The sequence below is a fragment of the Longimycelium tulufanense genome (assembly GCF_014645795.1).
Taxonomy (GTDB): Bacteria; Actinomycetota; Actinomycetes; order Mycobacteriales; family Pseudonocardiaceae; genus Longimycelium; species Longimycelium tulufanense.
This window is the reverse complement of record NZ_BMMK01000018.1, coordinates 68,260-81,730: the sequence shown is the minus strand read 5'-3', so window position 1 is coordinate 81,730 and position 13,471 is coordinate 68,260. Positions and strand designations below refer to the sequence as shown.

At 70.1% G+C, this 13,471-nt stretch carries 25 protein-coding genes; 21 read left to right on the top strand and 4 right to left on the bottom strand.

Going from position 1 to position 13,471, the window contains the following annotated elements:
- The first annotated feature begins 110 nt into the window (after positions 1–110).
- Positions 111–1,082, top strand: coding sequence for a cobalamin biosynthesis protein (locus IEY55_RS18805; protein WP_189059658.1), 972 nt, complete (start codon positions 111–113; stop codon positions 1,080–1,082).
- A gap of 173 nt (positions 1,083–1,255) precedes the next feature.
- Here IEY55_RS18805 and IEY55_RS18800 read toward each other — a convergent pair whose 3' ends face one another.
- The 4 genes from IEY55_RS18800 to IEY55_RS18790 form a co-directional block, all read right to left on the bottom strand.
- Entirely contained in the window at positions 1,256–2,161 is a 906-nt protein-coding gene (locus IEY55_RS18800) for an SURF1 family cytochrome oxidase biogenesis protein (RefSeq protein WP_189059656.1), read from the bottom strand.
- Positions 2,154–2,285 carry a hypothetical protein gene (locus IEY55_RS32575; RefSeq protein ID WP_268239334.1) on the bottom strand — a complete coding sequence of 44 codons (132 nt, stop codon included), beginning with the start codon at positions 2,283–2,285 and terminating at the stop codon, positions 2,154–2,156. Before IEY55_RS32575 ends, IEY55_RS18800 begins: the two co-directional genes overlap by 8 nt.
- Positions 2,286–2,377: 92 nt before the next feature.
- Positions 2,378–3,598: a site-specific integrase gene (locus IEY55_RS18795; protein ID WP_189059654.1), complete on the bottom strand. Its 1,221-nt coding sequence runs from the start codon at positions 3,596–3,598 to the stop codon at positions 2,378–2,380.
- A 912-nt stretch (positions 3,599–4,510) separates the two neighbouring features.
- A complete protein-coding gene (locus IEY55_RS18790) occupies positions 4,511–4,915 on the bottom strand; it encodes a hypothetical protein (RefSeq protein ID WP_189059652.1) in 405 nt (134 codons plus the stop codon).
- Positions 4,916–5,097: 182 nt separating this feature from the next.
- Here IEY55_RS18790 and IEY55_RS18785 point away from each other — a divergent pair, with 182 nt between their 5' ends.
- The 20 genes from IEY55_RS18785 to IEY55_RS18690 all read left to right on the top strand — a co-directional run bounded on the left by IEY55_RS18785 (position 5,098) and on the right by IEY55_RS18690 (position 13,407).
- Positions 5,098–5,367 (top strand): helix-turn-helix domain-containing protein, encoded by a 270-nt coding sequence (locus tag IEY55_RS18785; RefSeq protein WP_268239333.1) that lies wholly within the window; start codon positions 5,098–5,100, stop codon positions 5,365–5,367.
- Positions 5,364–5,576 (top strand): helix-turn-helix domain-containing protein, encoded by a 213-nt coding sequence (locus IEY55_RS18780; protein WP_189059648.1) that lies wholly within the window; start codon positions 5,364–5,366, stop codon positions 5,574–5,576. Before IEY55_RS18785 ends, IEY55_RS18780 begins: the two co-directional genes overlap by 4 nt.
- Positions 5,577–5,705: 129 nt before the next feature.
- Positions 5,706–6,290 (top strand): hypothetical protein, encoded by a 585-nt coding sequence (locus IEY55_RS18775; protein ID WP_189059646.1) that lies wholly within the window; start codon positions 5,706–5,708, stop codon positions 6,288–6,290.
- On the top strand, positions 6,287–6,682 hold the full coding sequence (locus tag IEY55_RS18770) for a hypothetical protein (protein WP_189059644.1): 396 nt from the start codon (positions 6,287–6,289) through the stop codon (positions 6,680–6,682). Before IEY55_RS18775 ends, IEY55_RS18770 begins: the two co-directional genes overlap by 4 nt.
- Entirely contained in the window at positions 6,679–6,966 is a 288-nt protein-coding gene (locus IEY55_RS18765; RefSeq protein ID WP_189059642.1) for a hypothetical protein, read from the top strand. The genes IEY55_RS18770 and IEY55_RS18765 overlap by 4 nt, the downstream gene beginning before the upstream one ends.
- The gene (locus IEY55_RS18760; protein WP_189059641.1) at positions 6,959–7,402 is read left to right on the top strand and encodes a hypothetical protein; all 444 of its coding nucleotides are present in this window, start codon (positions 6,959–6,961) and stop codon (positions 7,400–7,402) included. Before IEY55_RS18765 ends, IEY55_RS18760 begins: the two co-directional genes overlap by 8 nt.
- On the top strand, positions 7,399–7,629 hold the full coding sequence (locus IEY55_RS18755; RefSeq protein ID WP_189059639.1) for a hypothetical protein: 231 nt from the start codon (positions 7,399–7,401) through the stop codon (positions 7,627–7,629). Before IEY55_RS18760 ends, IEY55_RS18755 begins: the two co-directional genes overlap by 4 nt.
- The gene (locus IEY55_RS18750; protein ID WP_189059637.1) at positions 7,626–8,060 is read left to right on the top strand and encodes a hypothetical protein; all 435 of its coding nucleotides are present in this window, start codon (positions 7,626–7,628) and stop codon (positions 8,058–8,060) included. Before IEY55_RS18755 ends, IEY55_RS18750 begins: the two co-directional genes overlap by 4 nt.
- A gap of 242 nt (positions 8,061–8,302) precedes the next feature.
- On the top strand, positions 8,303–8,509 hold the full coding sequence (locus IEY55_RS18745) for a hypothetical protein (protein ID WP_189059635.1): 207 nt from the start codon (positions 8,303–8,305) through the stop codon (positions 8,507–8,509).
- Positions 8,506–8,982, top strand: coding sequence for a helix-turn-helix transcriptional regulator (locus IEY55_RS18740; RefSeq protein ID WP_189059633.1), 477 nt, complete (start codon positions 8,506–8,508; stop codon positions 8,980–8,982). Before IEY55_RS18745 ends, IEY55_RS18740 begins: the two co-directional genes overlap by 4 nt.
- Complete coding sequence (locus IEY55_RS18735; protein ID WP_189059632.1) at positions 8,979–9,350, top strand: response regulator transcription factor; 372 nt, start codon at positions 8,979–8,981, stop codon at positions 9,348–9,350. Before IEY55_RS18740 ends, IEY55_RS18735 begins: the two co-directional genes overlap by 4 nt.
- The gene (locus IEY55_RS18730) at positions 9,340–10,050 is read left to right on the top strand and encodes a hypothetical protein (protein ID WP_189059630.1); all 711 of its coding nucleotides are present in this window, start codon (positions 9,340–9,342) and stop codon (positions 10,048–10,050) included. Before IEY55_RS18735 ends, IEY55_RS18730 begins: the two co-directional genes overlap by 11 nt.
- Positions 10,043–10,243, top strand: coding sequence for a hypothetical protein (locus IEY55_RS18725; RefSeq protein WP_189059628.1), 201 nt, complete (start codon positions 10,043–10,045; stop codon positions 10,241–10,243). Before IEY55_RS18730 ends, IEY55_RS18725 begins: the two co-directional genes overlap by 8 nt.
- Positions 10,222–10,476: a hypothetical protein gene (locus IEY55_RS18720; RefSeq protein ID WP_189059626.1), complete on the top strand. Its 255-nt coding sequence runs from the start codon at positions 10,222–10,224 to the stop codon at positions 10,474–10,476. Before IEY55_RS18725 ends, IEY55_RS18720 begins: the two co-directional genes overlap by 22 nt.
- Positions 10,469–10,867, top strand: coding sequence for a hypothetical protein (locus IEY55_RS18715; protein WP_189059624.1), 399 nt, complete (start codon positions 10,469–10,471; stop codon positions 10,865–10,867). Before IEY55_RS18720 ends, IEY55_RS18715 begins: the two co-directional genes overlap by 8 nt.
- 118 nt (positions 10,868–10,985) lie before the next feature.
- Positions 10,986–12,134, top strand: coding sequence for a helix-turn-helix domain-containing protein (locus IEY55_RS18710; RefSeq protein ID WP_189059622.1), 1,149 nt, complete (start codon positions 10,986–10,988; stop codon positions 12,132–12,134).
- Complete coding sequence (locus IEY55_RS18705; protein WP_189059620.1) at positions 12,124–12,381, top strand: hypothetical protein; 258 nt, start codon at positions 12,124–12,126, stop codon at positions 12,379–12,381. The genes IEY55_RS18710 and IEY55_RS18705 overlap by 11 nt, the downstream gene beginning before the upstream one ends.
- The gene (locus tag IEY55_RS18700) at positions 12,378–12,983 is read left to right on the top strand and encodes a hypothetical protein (RefSeq protein WP_189059618.1); all 606 of its coding nucleotides are present in this window, start codon (positions 12,378–12,380) and stop codon (positions 12,981–12,983) included. Before IEY55_RS18705 ends, IEY55_RS18700 begins: the two co-directional genes overlap by 4 nt.
- Positions 12,980–13,210, top strand: a complete 231-nt coding sequence (locus tag IEY55_RS18695) for a hypothetical protein (protein WP_189059616.1) — start codon at positions 12,980–12,982, stop codon at positions 13,208–13,210. The genes IEY55_RS18700 and IEY55_RS18695 overlap by 4 nt, the downstream gene beginning before the upstream one ends.
- Complete coding sequence (locus IEY55_RS18690) at positions 13,207–13,407, top strand: hypothetical protein (RefSeq protein WP_189059614.1); 201 nt, start codon at positions 13,207–13,209, stop codon at positions 13,405–13,407. The genes IEY55_RS18695 and IEY55_RS18690 overlap by 4 nt, the downstream gene beginning before the upstream one ends.
- The last annotated feature ends 64 nt before the right edge of the window (positions 13,408–13,471 follow it).

The following is a 13,471-nucleotide window of genomic DNA, read 5'->3' as shown; positions in this document are numbered from 1 at the left end:
CTAACCGGCCGCCCGCTCGTGGACGCGCAGGCGGCGGGCGCTAACGTCGCCACCCGCAACACGTTCAGGGGAACCCGGCCGGGTGGCCGGTGGAGCGTCTAGGGGGTCCGGTGGGTCGCTCGCGGGGTGGGGCCGGGAGCGCGGGGCGCGCTGTTGGTCTGCTGCTCGGGGTCGCCGCGGACGCGGCGTTCGGGGACCCGCGCCGGGGGCACCCGGTCGCGGCGTTCGGACGGGCGGCGACCGCGGTGGAGAAGGCGCTTTACCGCGACCACAAGGCATCCGGGGTTGTGTACACGGCGTTGTTGGCTGGTGGGACGGTGTTGCTCGGCACCGCCGTTGAGCGGCTGACGCGGCGCAGCCCGGTGTTGCAGGCTGCGGCCACGGCCGCCGCGACGTGGTCCGTGCTGGGTGGGGCCTCGCTGGCGCAGGAGGGCGCGGCGATGGGCGAGGCGCTGGACTCCGGGCGGGTCGCCGACGCGCGGTTGCGGCTGCCGCACCTGTGTGGGCGGGAGCCGAACTCGCTGGACGGCCGGGGTCTTGCGCGGGCCACCGTGGAGTCGGTCGCGGAGAACACCTCCGATGCGGTGGTGGCGCCGCTGTTCTGGGGTGCGGTCGCGGGTGTGCCTGGTTTGGTGGGCTATCGGGCGATCAACACCCTGGACGCGATGGTGGGGCATCGATCGCCGCGGTACCGGCGGTTCGGATGGGCGGCGGCTCGGTTGGATGACCTGGCCAACCTGCTGCCGTCCCGGCTGGCGGCCGCGCTCACCGCGGTGTCCGCGCCGGTGGTGGGTGGTTCGGCGGCGGGTGCCTGGCGGGTGTGGCGGCGGGACGCCGCGGCGCATCCGAGCCCGAACGCCGGCCAGGTGGAGGCGGCGTTCGCGGGCGCGCTGGAGGTGCGGCTCGGTGGGCGCACCGCCTACGGGCACGCCGTGGAGGAGCGGCCCATCCTCGGGGAGGGCCGATCCCCCGACTCCGGGCACGTGACCCGTGCGGTGGAGCTGTCCCGGGTGGTGGGCTCGGTGGCGGCGGCGGTGTCGACCACGACGGCGTTGGTGTTGGGGCTTCGACGTCGGCGGTGAGTGCGAGCGGCCCCCGCGTGGGAACGGGCCGCCGTTGGGGTGCCCCAGGGCCGGCGGAGCGTTTCAAGGATCGATGGCCCCAGGCCCGGATCATCCCTGTTCTGCCGTGTTCTGCGACCGCCTCTTTTTGCGGCGACTTCCAGGTGAACGCTCGCCGCGTGCAACGGGGGCGGTCAGAGCCCGTGTGCGGGGTCAGACGTGCTGGTCGTGCTGGTCGTCGGATCCGCTCGTCGTGAGACCTGGTCACCACCGCGGTCAAAGACTTGCTCACCACGGCGTGGTTGCACTTCGTACGGTTCGTCCTCGGCCAGGGCGGCATGCACAGACACTTTCGGCCGAGCCGGCCGCACCTCCCGGTACGCGTAGTAACCCAGGCCGAGCAGGGCCATCACGCCGAACGCCACCCACTGCAGTGAGTACGCCAGGTGCGGGCCGAGCCCGAGATCGGGCAGCGGGAGCACGCCCAGCACACCGGGCTGGTCGGCCACGAGTTCCAGGTAGCCGGGACGAATGTCGAGGTTCACGGCCTTGCCGACCGTGGCGGAGCTGATCGCGTACACCTGCCGGTGGCCGCCCTCGGTGAGGACGTCCCGGTTGCTGGTGTCCGTCTCGTCCCGGCGGAGGCAGGCGGTGAGGGTGACCTGGCCGGTGGGTGGGGCGGTGTAGTCGGGAACCGTGTTGCCCCGGCCCCTGTTCTGCACCGGGCGCACGAAGCCGCGGTTGACCAGCACGACGCTGCCGTCGATGGTGCGGAACGGGGTGAGCACCTCGTAGGCGGCCTCGCCGAGGACGGTGCGCAGGCGGGCGAGGGTCTCCCCCTCGGGCAGGTAGGTGCCGGTGACGGTGACCTGCCGCCACTCGGTGCCGCCGTCCGGGGCCTGGCCGTGGGGCAGGACCTGGTCCAGCGGGGCCGGCGGGGTGGCCTGCGCGGTCTGTACCGCGTCCGCCCGGGCCTTCTTGTCCTCGTGGCGGTGGTACTGCCAGGGGGCGAGGACGGTGAAGCTGAGCACCGCGAACGCCACGACCAGCAACGTCATCGCCAGCCAGCCGGGCTTGAGCAGGACCTTCAGCTCACGCATCGGGATGGCTCCGGGCACGTCGGCGGGTGGGAGCGGCGGTGCGGGTGATCGGGTACGCCACCGCCGGCGGCGGGGCCGAGCCGAGGGCCCGGCGTTCCTGCAAGCCGAGGTGGATGACGCGCACCCGACAACGGTACGCACTATCACGTGACCTGGAAAAACAGGGTTTGGGAGCCTCGGGGAACGTCAGGGAGTCTGAGGGGGTGTTCCGGCTGGTCATCCCACGTTTTCCTCGGTGCGCGAGGGAGTCCCGGGGAGTGTCTGGGAGTCGAGGTGTGTCCCAGGGTCTGTCCCAGTCCCCGCGCCTCCTTCCACCGCAGTCAAGGTCGGTGGATCGCCGAGAGCGCGCAGCACCCGTGCCCGCGCTGCCGGTGTCTCCTGGACGTACTCCTGGGACTGGTCCAGGCTGCCGTGCCCCATCACCCGCGCGATTTCGAACGCGTTGACTCCGGACTCCGCCAGGCGCGTGGCGTATCCCCGGCGCAAGGTGTAGGGCGTGCGGCGTGGCATCTTGGCGGCGGTGCTGGCCCTGCGGAGATGGTCGGAAAACGTGCGGGGCCTGATGACTCCGCCGCGCGGCGCGAGGAACACCAGGGCGCTCGAGCACGGCCGCCCGTCGGCGTGCGGGATACCGCATCCTCCGTCCAGCGTCCGGCTGGCCAGGCACCGCCGCACGATCGCCACCGCCTTCTCCGACAGCGGCACCGTCCGCGAGTCCTTGTCCTTCGGGAAGGGCCGGATGAGGTGCTGGCCACCGACGTAGACCTCAGCGACGACCAGCAGCTTGGCCTCCACGTCCACACGGTGGACGTGGAGGCCGGCGAGTTCGCCCGGCCGCAGGCCAGTCTCGAACCCGAAGTCCACCGCGTCCTGCAAACGCTGATGCAGCTGGGTTTTGAGCGTGGCCAGATGACCGTCCGTCGCATACGGCTTGGGCTGCTTGGGCACCCGGGGTAATGTGATTCTCACGCAGGGCGAGGCAATAAGGATCTCCTCGGTGACCGCGAGATTGATGGTCGCCGCGAACGTGGTGTAAATACGCCGGATATAATTGGCCGAGAGCGGTGGCTTTCGCGACTCCAAATTGTCGATCCACGCCTGGACTTTCGGCCGACTGATCTGGTTCAAGGCCACTCCGGCCCATCGGGGACGGATGTGGGCCTTGACCATGCTCGCCTCGACTCGGCCGGTGTCGGTGACCTCGAACGTGCGCGTGGTGCTGAGCAGGTCCCACCACTGGTCCCAGGTCGTCGTCGCCGGCAACGCCCCGTTGCGGGGTGCCGCTCGCCGGCGGGCCTTCACCTCCTCCTCGTTCGCCGCGTTGCGCGCCTCGTTCTTCGTGCGGTAGTACGGCGCCTTGGTGTGGCATTTCTTTCCGTTGGCGTCCCGGTAGACGCCTCTCCACTTCCCGGGTCCCATCTTTTCGGCGCTGGCCATCCGATCCTTTCTCCTGTCGTTGTGGCGGATAGAGATCTCTCCGATGGCGCTAATCGTCATCGGAGTCGTCGTCAGAGTCATCACGGCCCCGATCCGGGCAGGCATTCCCGAGCCCGGGTGGGATATCCCGGCACAGCCGGTGGCGCTTGGCATCACCCCGGCCGCGGCCGTCACGGTCGGATTCGGCGACCGCCGGGGCAACGGTGGTGCCTGCGGAGCTCGACCCCACGACGGCGTCCTGAGTGGACCGCGGGGACGGGCCCGCCCCGACGGCGGTAGGTCGAAGGGCGCGCGGTGTTCGTGCGAGAAGCGCAGGACTCGAACTCGCGGGCGACGTCGACTCCGTTGGTCGAGACGAGACCGCGGCCGAGGAGCGGGACGGTGTCGAGATCGAGGGTGTGCTGGTGACGGATGTGATCACGGGGCGTGGCGTGCGGGGAGGAGCGTCGGGAGGAGTGGTGGCCGGCTGGTTGCCGGGCAGGAGGGCAACGATTGTGCCAAGCCCGGCTGCGCCGGCCACAGCGGCGGTGACTGCCGGGTACTGCAGGACGCGACGCCAGAGCCATATCGCACCGCCGGCGAGTGCGGCCACGATAACCACCGGGACAGACCACAGATGTCGTTCCGTGCGGTGTTCTCCCACGTCATGTCCCTGCGCACGTGCCAGGAAGAAACCCCTCAGCGCCATCTCGTGACCCGCAAGACGGGCCCACGCGAGGTCCATGCTCTCCGCCAGATGGCGGTCCCGCTGGTGGAGTCTTCGGAACTCGCGAAGCGCGTAGGCGATGAAGGCAACCAGAGCAAGGGTGAGAGTCAGAAGAGCGGCGGCGATGATCACCCAACGGAGGGTGCGCTTGTGGGCTACATCACGTCACCCAGAGCTGCAAGATGTAACCAAAGCGTTGCAGACAGTCACGCGTGACGACGATGCTCGTCCGGGTTGTCGCGGACATGGCGGCGGTACATCTGGATGTAGGCCCACCGAATGTCTTCGGGTAGCACCGTGATCGCCCAGATGTCTCGCTCGACGGGATCGGCGGCGTTCACTGGGAAGCTCGGAGGCTGCGGCTGTTCGAGCGGCGTTGGCTCGCCCCCGGACAAGATCACGTCGACGCTTCCCGGCGCCCACCGAAGAGCGGTCTCGATTGCCACCTTCGTGAGTCCGCGGATCTCGTCGCCTTTGCCCTTGCGGATCGCGCGCAACGTCTCGTAGGCGATGTCACCCGCTGCTGCGACGTCCTTCCATCGCATCCGCAGCTCGAGTCGTCGCCGCTCCATCGCGTCGGCGAGCCGTTCTCGCGGATTCCGCTCGGTCAACACTCGCCCCTTGGTCCCCGGCTTTGGTTCGCACGTTCTTCGTTACTTACGCGTAGCTACTCCAGATTAACGCAGCTTGCAACGCCGCGAGCCTCCGCGTGAGGGGTCACCCCTCCTAGGTCCGAGCCAAAATCTGTGTCAATCTGTTGTCACCTGTGCCTACTACCGGTAGCCTGCGCATCATGGCACATGGCCGCATTAGCACCCCTGTAGATGGCAGAGCCATCCGCATGCGGCGCGAGCAAAGCGGGTTGACCCTGCGCGATCTGGCTGCGCGCTGCCGCAAGGCCGGTCAGCCGGTCAACCCCTCGCAACTGTCCAAGATCGAACGCAACATCTGCCGCCCTCGTCCTCGCCTCCTGGCCACCCTCGCCAAGGCACTGAAGGTCCCAGTGGAGGCGCTCACGAGCGGCGACTTCCCGACGACTGCTCCCCGGGCAGGTGCCGCATGACCACGCCCTGGATGACCCCTGCCGAGGTCGCGGACTACGCCCGCATGCACCCCAAGACCGTCGAGAAGGCGCTGCGCGCCGGCCAGCTGGTCGGCCATCAGCGCTGTGACGGCGGCCGCTGGCTGATCCACCAGCAGGACGCCGACGCGTGGATCCGCGGACTCCAGCAGCGGACCCGCCGGCGCGGACCGCGTCTGCGGTCGGCCTAGACCCCCGCACCGGCCGTGCCGGCCTCTCATCCGCGGCCGGTGCGGGCACCACCACCGCACAGATGGACGGCGGGCCGCACCCGCTTCCCCGGATACGGCCCGCCTTGATCACGAGAGGAATCGACTCTCATGACCCAGTCACAACCTATCGAGGCCAGAACCGTCCGTTCGCCGGCGGACCGGGTGTTGGCGGCCGCGATCGACCATCTCACCGCGACCGGCGGTGACCCGAACGCCTCCTATGTGCTGCGTCAGGCCCTGGCCGATCACGAATCCGGTCGGCACCGCCGGTGCGGGGACCCGTGCTCGGCTGAGCAGTTGGCCCGCGATGTGCTGGCCGCGGCGGATCACACGGTCACGATCACCGGGCACGCCGACTGGTGGGCCTGGTCGTGTACCTGCCATCTGACGGCGGATGGCTACGCCTCCCCGGAGGCCGCCGAGTTCGGCATCGACGAGGAGCACCTGGTGGTGCTGGGTGTGGTCGACGTGGTGATCGCCTGGCCGACTACGCACCTGCGTGACGCCGCCCAGGTGGCCTCCCACCTGGCCCGCGGCGGCGCCTCCTACGGATGCCGGCTGGCCTCATCCAGTCGGTGGATCCAGTTTCCGGCGCGCTCGGCAGCCCTCGCCCTCGACCTCGAGCTGGGCGGCCGGGCGAGGGACGCGTTGACCGAGGTCCGCCGGCCCACGGACGGGGGTGGCCCGCGATGACCGCCGTCACCTCCTACGCCCAGGGTCCGGCGCTGGTCACTCTCGGCCGGCACATGGTCGACCACGAGTTGCCCGACCTGGCCGAACTCGCTCTGGCCACCAGCCAGAACGACGTCGCCGCGCATCTCGGGCGCCCGGAGCCCGCCGGGCTGCTGGCATGGGCGCGCAGCCTCGACGAAGTCCGTATCGAGCTGCGGTGCCTGGACCACGGGCCGTTCGTCCACGTCCACGGCCTGCTCGGACAGCTGTCGCTGCGGGTGTGGTCGGTGCTGCAGATCCCCGCCTCTGAGATCCCGCCGGTGGCCCGGTTCGAGCGAGTCACGCTCGGCCTGGGTCCGCTGCGCCGCTGGGCCGACCAGGCGTCGGCGGCGGCACGGAGGTGTCGCCGATGACCACGTCCTCCCGGTCGCACCGTCCCCGCTGGGACGTTGTGCTCGAGCGCGTTGCGGACGCGATCAACCTTGCCGTGGCCGTGCTCACGCTGCTGGCCCTGGCCGCCGTCGCGCTGGGCATGGTCGCCATCGCTGCGCACGCGGTTCTGACCGCCTACTGGGGACTGTCCCGGCTCGGGCAGTTCCTCGCCCTGTTCCTCTTCTTCGTCGTTGCTGTCGCCGTGCCCTGCGCCGCGGTGTGGCTGTGGCGGCGACTGTCCACGGAAGGACACCCCGATGTCTGAACTGACCTTTGCCCAACAGCAGGCCGCGGGCCTGCGCGCACTCGCCGACCTGATCGAGGACAATCCGGCACTCGCGGAGCGGCTCCGCTATTCCCTGGAACGCATCATCAGTCCTCTCTTCAGCGGCGAGAACGACCACAAGGCACTCCTGGCCGCGTTCGCCCGCGCCGGCAAGCGGCACGGCGCCCAGATCACCAAGGACTCCGACGGCAAGTACTTCGGCGTCAACCTCACGTGGGGACCCGTCACCCTGTACGTCTATGCCGAGCGTGAGCGGGTGTGTGAGCGCGTGGTGGTCGGCACCGAGACGGTGACCGAAGAGGTGCCAGACCCCGAGGTCGTGGCCGCGGCGCCGACGGTCACACGGACCCGCACCGTCGAGCAAGTGGAGTGGCGCTGTACGCCGCTGCTGGCCGAAAACGGTGAGCGGGCATGACCGACCGCGACGACACCAGCACCACCCAGGCTGAGGTGGCCGACGAGCTGCTGGCCCGCGCGGCGGAATGGCAACTCGGCCCGACGGCCCTGGACGTCACCGCACTCGCACGCGTGGTCGACGAGATCGCGTCTCGACGCGCTGCGGACGTGCTCCTCGCCGAGGGCGCCCGTCTGATGGCCCGGAGTGTCCTGCATGGCGTCTCTCCGGAAAGAGGTCCCGAATGAGCACCACCTCGCTGTGGGCGGCGCATGACGCGCTGGGTACTCACGTCGCTGCCCGGCCGGGGCTTCCCGCTCCGGTGGGCGTCTACCTCACGGCCGCCGAGGGATCCGCTCCCGTTCAGATCAGTGTGCGGGCGTCGTTCGCGGTGGCCAGGGTGCCCGAGTTCACCGCCTGGGCGGAGAGCCTGGACGAGGTCGTGATCGAGCTGCATCACCGGTACGGGCAGCTCACGGCGTCGGTCGTCGAGGTCGAGATCGTCGCCGCCGGCCGGCTGCCCGAGACCGGTGTCCGGGTCGTGGTGAAGGCGTCGGCCTTCGACGAGACCGCCGCGGCGTTGGCTCGGCAGTTGCCGCCGCCGAGTCGTGGCGAACCGCTACGGGTGGATCTGAACGCGCTGCGGTGGCCTCTCACGCCGGCGGAGTCCACCGCGTGAGTCGGTCCACTTCGGATGGTCGGCCATTGCATCGCCATGCCCGCTGGCTGCCGCAGGGTCCGCCGCGGGGGCAGGGCAGTGGCTGTTGCGTGGTGCTGGCCGTCGCGCTGTTGCTCGCTGCGGGCGGACTCGTGTCCGCCCGCAGCGGTGACACCCCGTCAACAACACCGAGAACATCCCAGAGGAATCTCGTGTCCACATCATCATCCCCTACGCCGGACCCGTGCGACAGCGGCCGGCCGGTGAGTCACGAGACGGCGCATCCGCTGGCCGGCCAGACCGTCACCGTCACCACCCGTTTCCCGCTGTACGGCCAAGTCGAGACCACGGTGGAGTTCACGGTCGAGGCCCAGATCGACGACCGGGTCCTCTACGGCCACACCCCGGACGGACTGGGGCATCTGGTGCACGTCAGCGAGATCACGACCACGCCACCGGAGACGTCATGAGACCAACCCCGCTTCTTGCCCGCACGCTGTCCCGCGTCGCGCAGTGGGCGATCATCGCCCGTCGTGACGAGACGGGTTGGCATCCCCACCGCGTCACCAGGACGCAGGCCGCCGCCGTACGGCGCCTGGTCCAGGCCGGATTGATCGAGGTGCCGTCCTCGCCGGCCGACAGCACCGAGGTTCCCTATGTCCTCACCGACGCGGGTCGGCGTGCGCTGGCCGGCGACGACCCAGCGCCGATGATCTCTGTTCAGCAGCGTGAGGTACTGCGCCTGTTGGCCGAGGGACACACCCAGGAGAGCGCCGCCCGGTTCCTCGGCATCACCACCCGGCGCGTGGAGCACCACGTGGCGGCCGTGCGGTACATGCTGGGCGCCCGCAACATCACGCACGCCGTGCATCTCGCCCACCTCGCCGGCCTGCTCGCCGCACCGGAATCCCCATGCCACGGCAGCGAGGAGGCCCAGGCATGACATCCCTGTCGCCGCGGCGGCGCGAACTACTGGTGCACCTGTCCCAGGGGCGCACCAACATCGAGATCGCCCGCCTGATGTACCTCGAGGAAAGCACCGTCAAAACCCACATCCGGCACCTGTTCCGGAAGCTGGGGGCGCGGAACCGGGCGCACGCAGTGCACCTGGGCTACCTCCACGGGCTGCTGCGCGTACCGAGCCGGGCGGTGTCTGAACGGGAACTCGAACAGGCATTGGTGGTCGCGGCCGCGGTCGGCGGTCACGACTCCCGGTGGCCTCAACGCCTGGCCCGCAACGTGGCCGTGCTGCTGCGGCAGCGCGGCATGGACGTGACCGACCGCGTGGAGGTGACCGACCATGGCGACTGACTCTCTCCTGCCCGCCGGGGATCCGGCCACCGATCCACTGGGTACCGTCCGCGTCCATCCCGAGGATCATCCTCTCGCACTGTGTGCCCGTCGTGTGATCAAGCTGCCGATCGGTCGCGAGCCGTATCACTACTGGCGTTATCTCACTCCGGAGATCACGCCCTCGCCTCCGGGGCTCCGAGATCAGGACGTCGCCGGCTGGCCGATCCAGCCCCTCGCTGAGCTCGCTGTGGTACTGGGCCATGTGCACCCGGACGGCGAGCTTGTGAAGGAGTTATGGAAGCGTCAGCGTGACGCAGCGAACTCCTATCACCGCGGTCTGCGGTCACTGCTCGCTGATCTCGGAGTGAACGTTGCCCCGGTGGTCACGGCCGAGCAGGTCCGCGCCGGCCGGGACCGGATCCTCGCGCTCCAGGCCATGGAGCGACGGTGGCAGCGTCGCGCCGACTGGTTGCAGGAACGTCTGCATCACGTCATGCAGCAGCTCGAGCAGGCCGAGCGAAAACTGGCGGCCGCACCCGCGCGCCGCGGCCGGTGCCGGTGCACCCCCGGGGACCCGGACGCGCGGCTCACCGGCACCAGTCAACTTCCGTCGCCGTGGTACTGCGCCCGCTGCGGCCGCGCCCATCACGGTCCACAGTGCCCGTTCTGCCGGCCGCTGCCGCGACTCGAGCAGGGTGGGGAGGACGGCGATGGATGAGCACCTAGTCGACACGATCCGCACGATCCTCATGCCCGCGGTGGCCCTGGGCATCACAGTCTACGGCATCGCTGTGACTGTCCGGACCTGGCGCGACGGTTGTCGGCGCGACGCGGCCGCGCTCGCGGTCCTGCTGCTCGCGTACTGGGCATTGATCGTCCCGTTGTCGTTGTGGCTGCTGGGCTGGTGGTAGCGATGCCGTTCGTCACCGCTGTCACCGCCGTGGTTCCGGCCGAGCAGGATCGGGCCCTCAACGTGATCGAGCCCGCCCCGTGCGTGGTGTGTCACCGTCCCGGCCGGCGTGTGGTGACCCGGGACTGGCTGCTGTGTCTGCCATGCGGCCACCACCGGCTCCTCGCACCGCTGCATCCGACCCCGCTACCGCAGCAGCTGTCGGAGCGGAAGAGGTGCCGCGACTGTGCGTGACAGGGATCGTGGCGGCCGGCGTCGGTTGCGGTCGGCCAGGGTGGCCGCGCCACTGACGGCCGCGGTCGCCGCCCTGCTGCTGGCCGGCTGCGACGAACCCGCACCCGTGTACGACTACGCCGCGGTGTGCGTGGATCCGGCGACCCAGCAACGGGTCGCGGACGACCGCTGCGACGACGACTACGACGACGTCTCCGGTGACGGCACCCTGTGGTTCTTCTACAGCACCACCGGTGGTGACCGTCGCGCGCCGGCCGTGGGCCAGCGCGTCGCCCCCGCCAAGGGGAGTTTCCGGCGCCCCACCCACGGCGCCATCGCCCGGGGTGTCCCCGCCGCTGGAGGTCCGATCCTGCGCGGTGGCTTCGGCACCCACAGCGGGGCCGGTTCCTAACCCGGGACCACGCCCGTACCCCTGACCCGATCCGGGTCGCCTGTCATACGACCGTCAGGGCGGCCACCGGCCATGGACCGGCGGCCGCCCCACCCCGACAGGAACGCCCATGGAACTGATGACATCTTCTGCGGAACTGATGCCATGTGGCCGCTTCGAGTGGGAGCGGATCCTGCGTCGCATCAGGACGTTGCCATGGACCATCAAATCCTACGGGTTCCTGTTGGCCAGTTACGCCGACCCCGACGGCACCCGGATCTTCCCCGGCAACAAGACGTTGGCCGAGATCACCGGACACAGCCTGCGCACCGTGGCCCGCTGCCTGGCCTACCTGCGCACCAAGCTCGGCCTGCTGCAGGTGGTACGGCGCGGCGGCGGCCGCGGCCGTGGCCGGCGTGCCACCGAGTACCGGCTCACCATCCCCACCGACCTGCTCGAGCGCGTCGAGCTGCTCGACCCGGCCGAGCGCGACACCGAGCCGGCACCGGAAACAGATGCCACTCCTGGCACCGACACCGAGAACACCGGCCACGCCCCGGCAGACACCGGTTCCGAGTTGTCCACAACTGGTGCCGCCTGGGTGGCACCAGTTGTGGACCCGGCGCCTGTGGACAACTCGGGAACAGATGCCACAGCTCTGGCATCAGAAGCCAACCCGTGCCCTGTGGACAGTGAAACTGGTGACACCGGTGTCGCCTCCACGGCAGAACTCGTGCCACCTGGGTGTCGCGCGCGTAGTGACCAACCCACACAAGAGACCACCCGACTCTGGTCACCTTTAGGTGACCAGGAGACCGCGCACGCACACGCGTATGCGCGCGAGAACGACCCCCTGCCCGTCGCCGCGGTACTGCCACCCCCGCGCCCACCGGCCGACGACACCACCCCGCAACACCCGCCACCCCAGGAGACTCCCGTGCCCGAGACCGCCCCGGACCACCCCTGCGTACGCACGGTGGCCTACCGGCTGGACGTGACCCGACCCGAGGCCGCCGCCATCGTCGACGCGTTCACCCGCCACCACCGCCCCAGTGATCTGGCCGCCGCCCTGCGGACCACCGACGACGCCCAGCTCCTCGCCTACCTGCCCCTCCACCGCGCCCGCCCCACGCCGCCCCCATCACGTCAGGGCCCCCCGCCACTGTGCGGACAGTGCGACGGCCGCCCCGGCGAACCACCCGCCTACCGGCTCGTGTGGGACGACGACGGCCGCGCCAGCCCCTGCCCCCGATGCCACCCCAAGGCGGTGATGCGAGATGCGTCGTGACCCCACCGGAGAACTCCTCGACGACGAGGACGACACCCCCCACCCGAGCCCCGCCCGCCCGCACCACTGCCACCGCGGCTGGCAGCAGTACGACGTCGACAACCCCGTCCCCTGCCCCGTGTGCAAACCGAACCTGGCCCACCGGCCACTGCCCGAACCCCGCCACCCCCGACAGGACGAGATCAACCGCCGCGGCATCGCCCTGTGCCGCGCCGCCCTCCGCACCCGCACCAGGAGCCACCCGTGAGCGAACTCAGGACACCCGACGACAACCCGAACCAGGAACTGGTCGACCACGCCGCCCAGGCCCTCGCCAAGGCCGACCGGCAGCTCTTCCGCCCCACGCCTCCCGGCATGCGCTACTACCACGCTCTGGCCCGCGCCGCACACGACGTCTACGGCCCCGTCCTGCGCCGCATCGCCGGCGAACTCGACGGCTGGCGGGAACTCACCCAGCACGCCAACCAGCGCAAGGTCGAACTCTGTCGCGAGCTCATGCGCCTAGTCGAGGTCGACCTCCGCGCACTCGACCTGTCCCATGCCGCTGTCGGGCCCACCCCGATCGACCAACTCCGCGCCGTCCTCACCTACGCCGGCCAACTCCACGCCCAACGCCAGCACATGGACACCACACCCCGCCACTGGCGCCACGGCGACCCTGAACCCGGGCCCGAGATCACCACCGTCCGCGCGTACAACGGCCGCACCTGGGTACGCCACGCCAACGGCTGGCTCCTGCTCTACGAGACCCTCGACGAGAGCGTTGTCCTGGACAACGACCCCCTCGCATGGCACCAGCTCACCCGCCACTACGGCCCCGTCACCGAGGTCCGCGAGGAGGCGCGATGAATGTTCGCGACTTCATTCCCGGCTGGTTCGGCTGGTGCTCCCGCTGCAGGAAAAACGCCTACACCACCCGCAAGAACGCGCGCCGCGCCGCCAAAAACCTCCACCCCGACGGCCGGCTCAACGCCTACCGCTGCCCGGCCGGCATTGGCTGGCACTTCGGCCACTTGCATCCCGACGACCGCAATCGCCTACAGCGTCAGAACAACCCTCACCAGGAGCGGCAGTGACCCGATTCATCACCTACGTCTGTGACCGCCACTTCCGATACGGCACCTGCAACACCCGCACCGTCCCCACCCGCGACGCCGAGCAGGCCGCCCGCGACGCCCAAGCCAACGGCTGGCTCCTGGGCCGCGACCGCGACTACTGCCCCCACTGCCGCGGCCACAAGCCCCGCACAGGAGAGCGACACATCCGGCCATGACCCCCAACAGCTCCTCTACCTCACCGCACCGGCCGCCGTCATCGGACTGGCCGCCCTGCTCAAC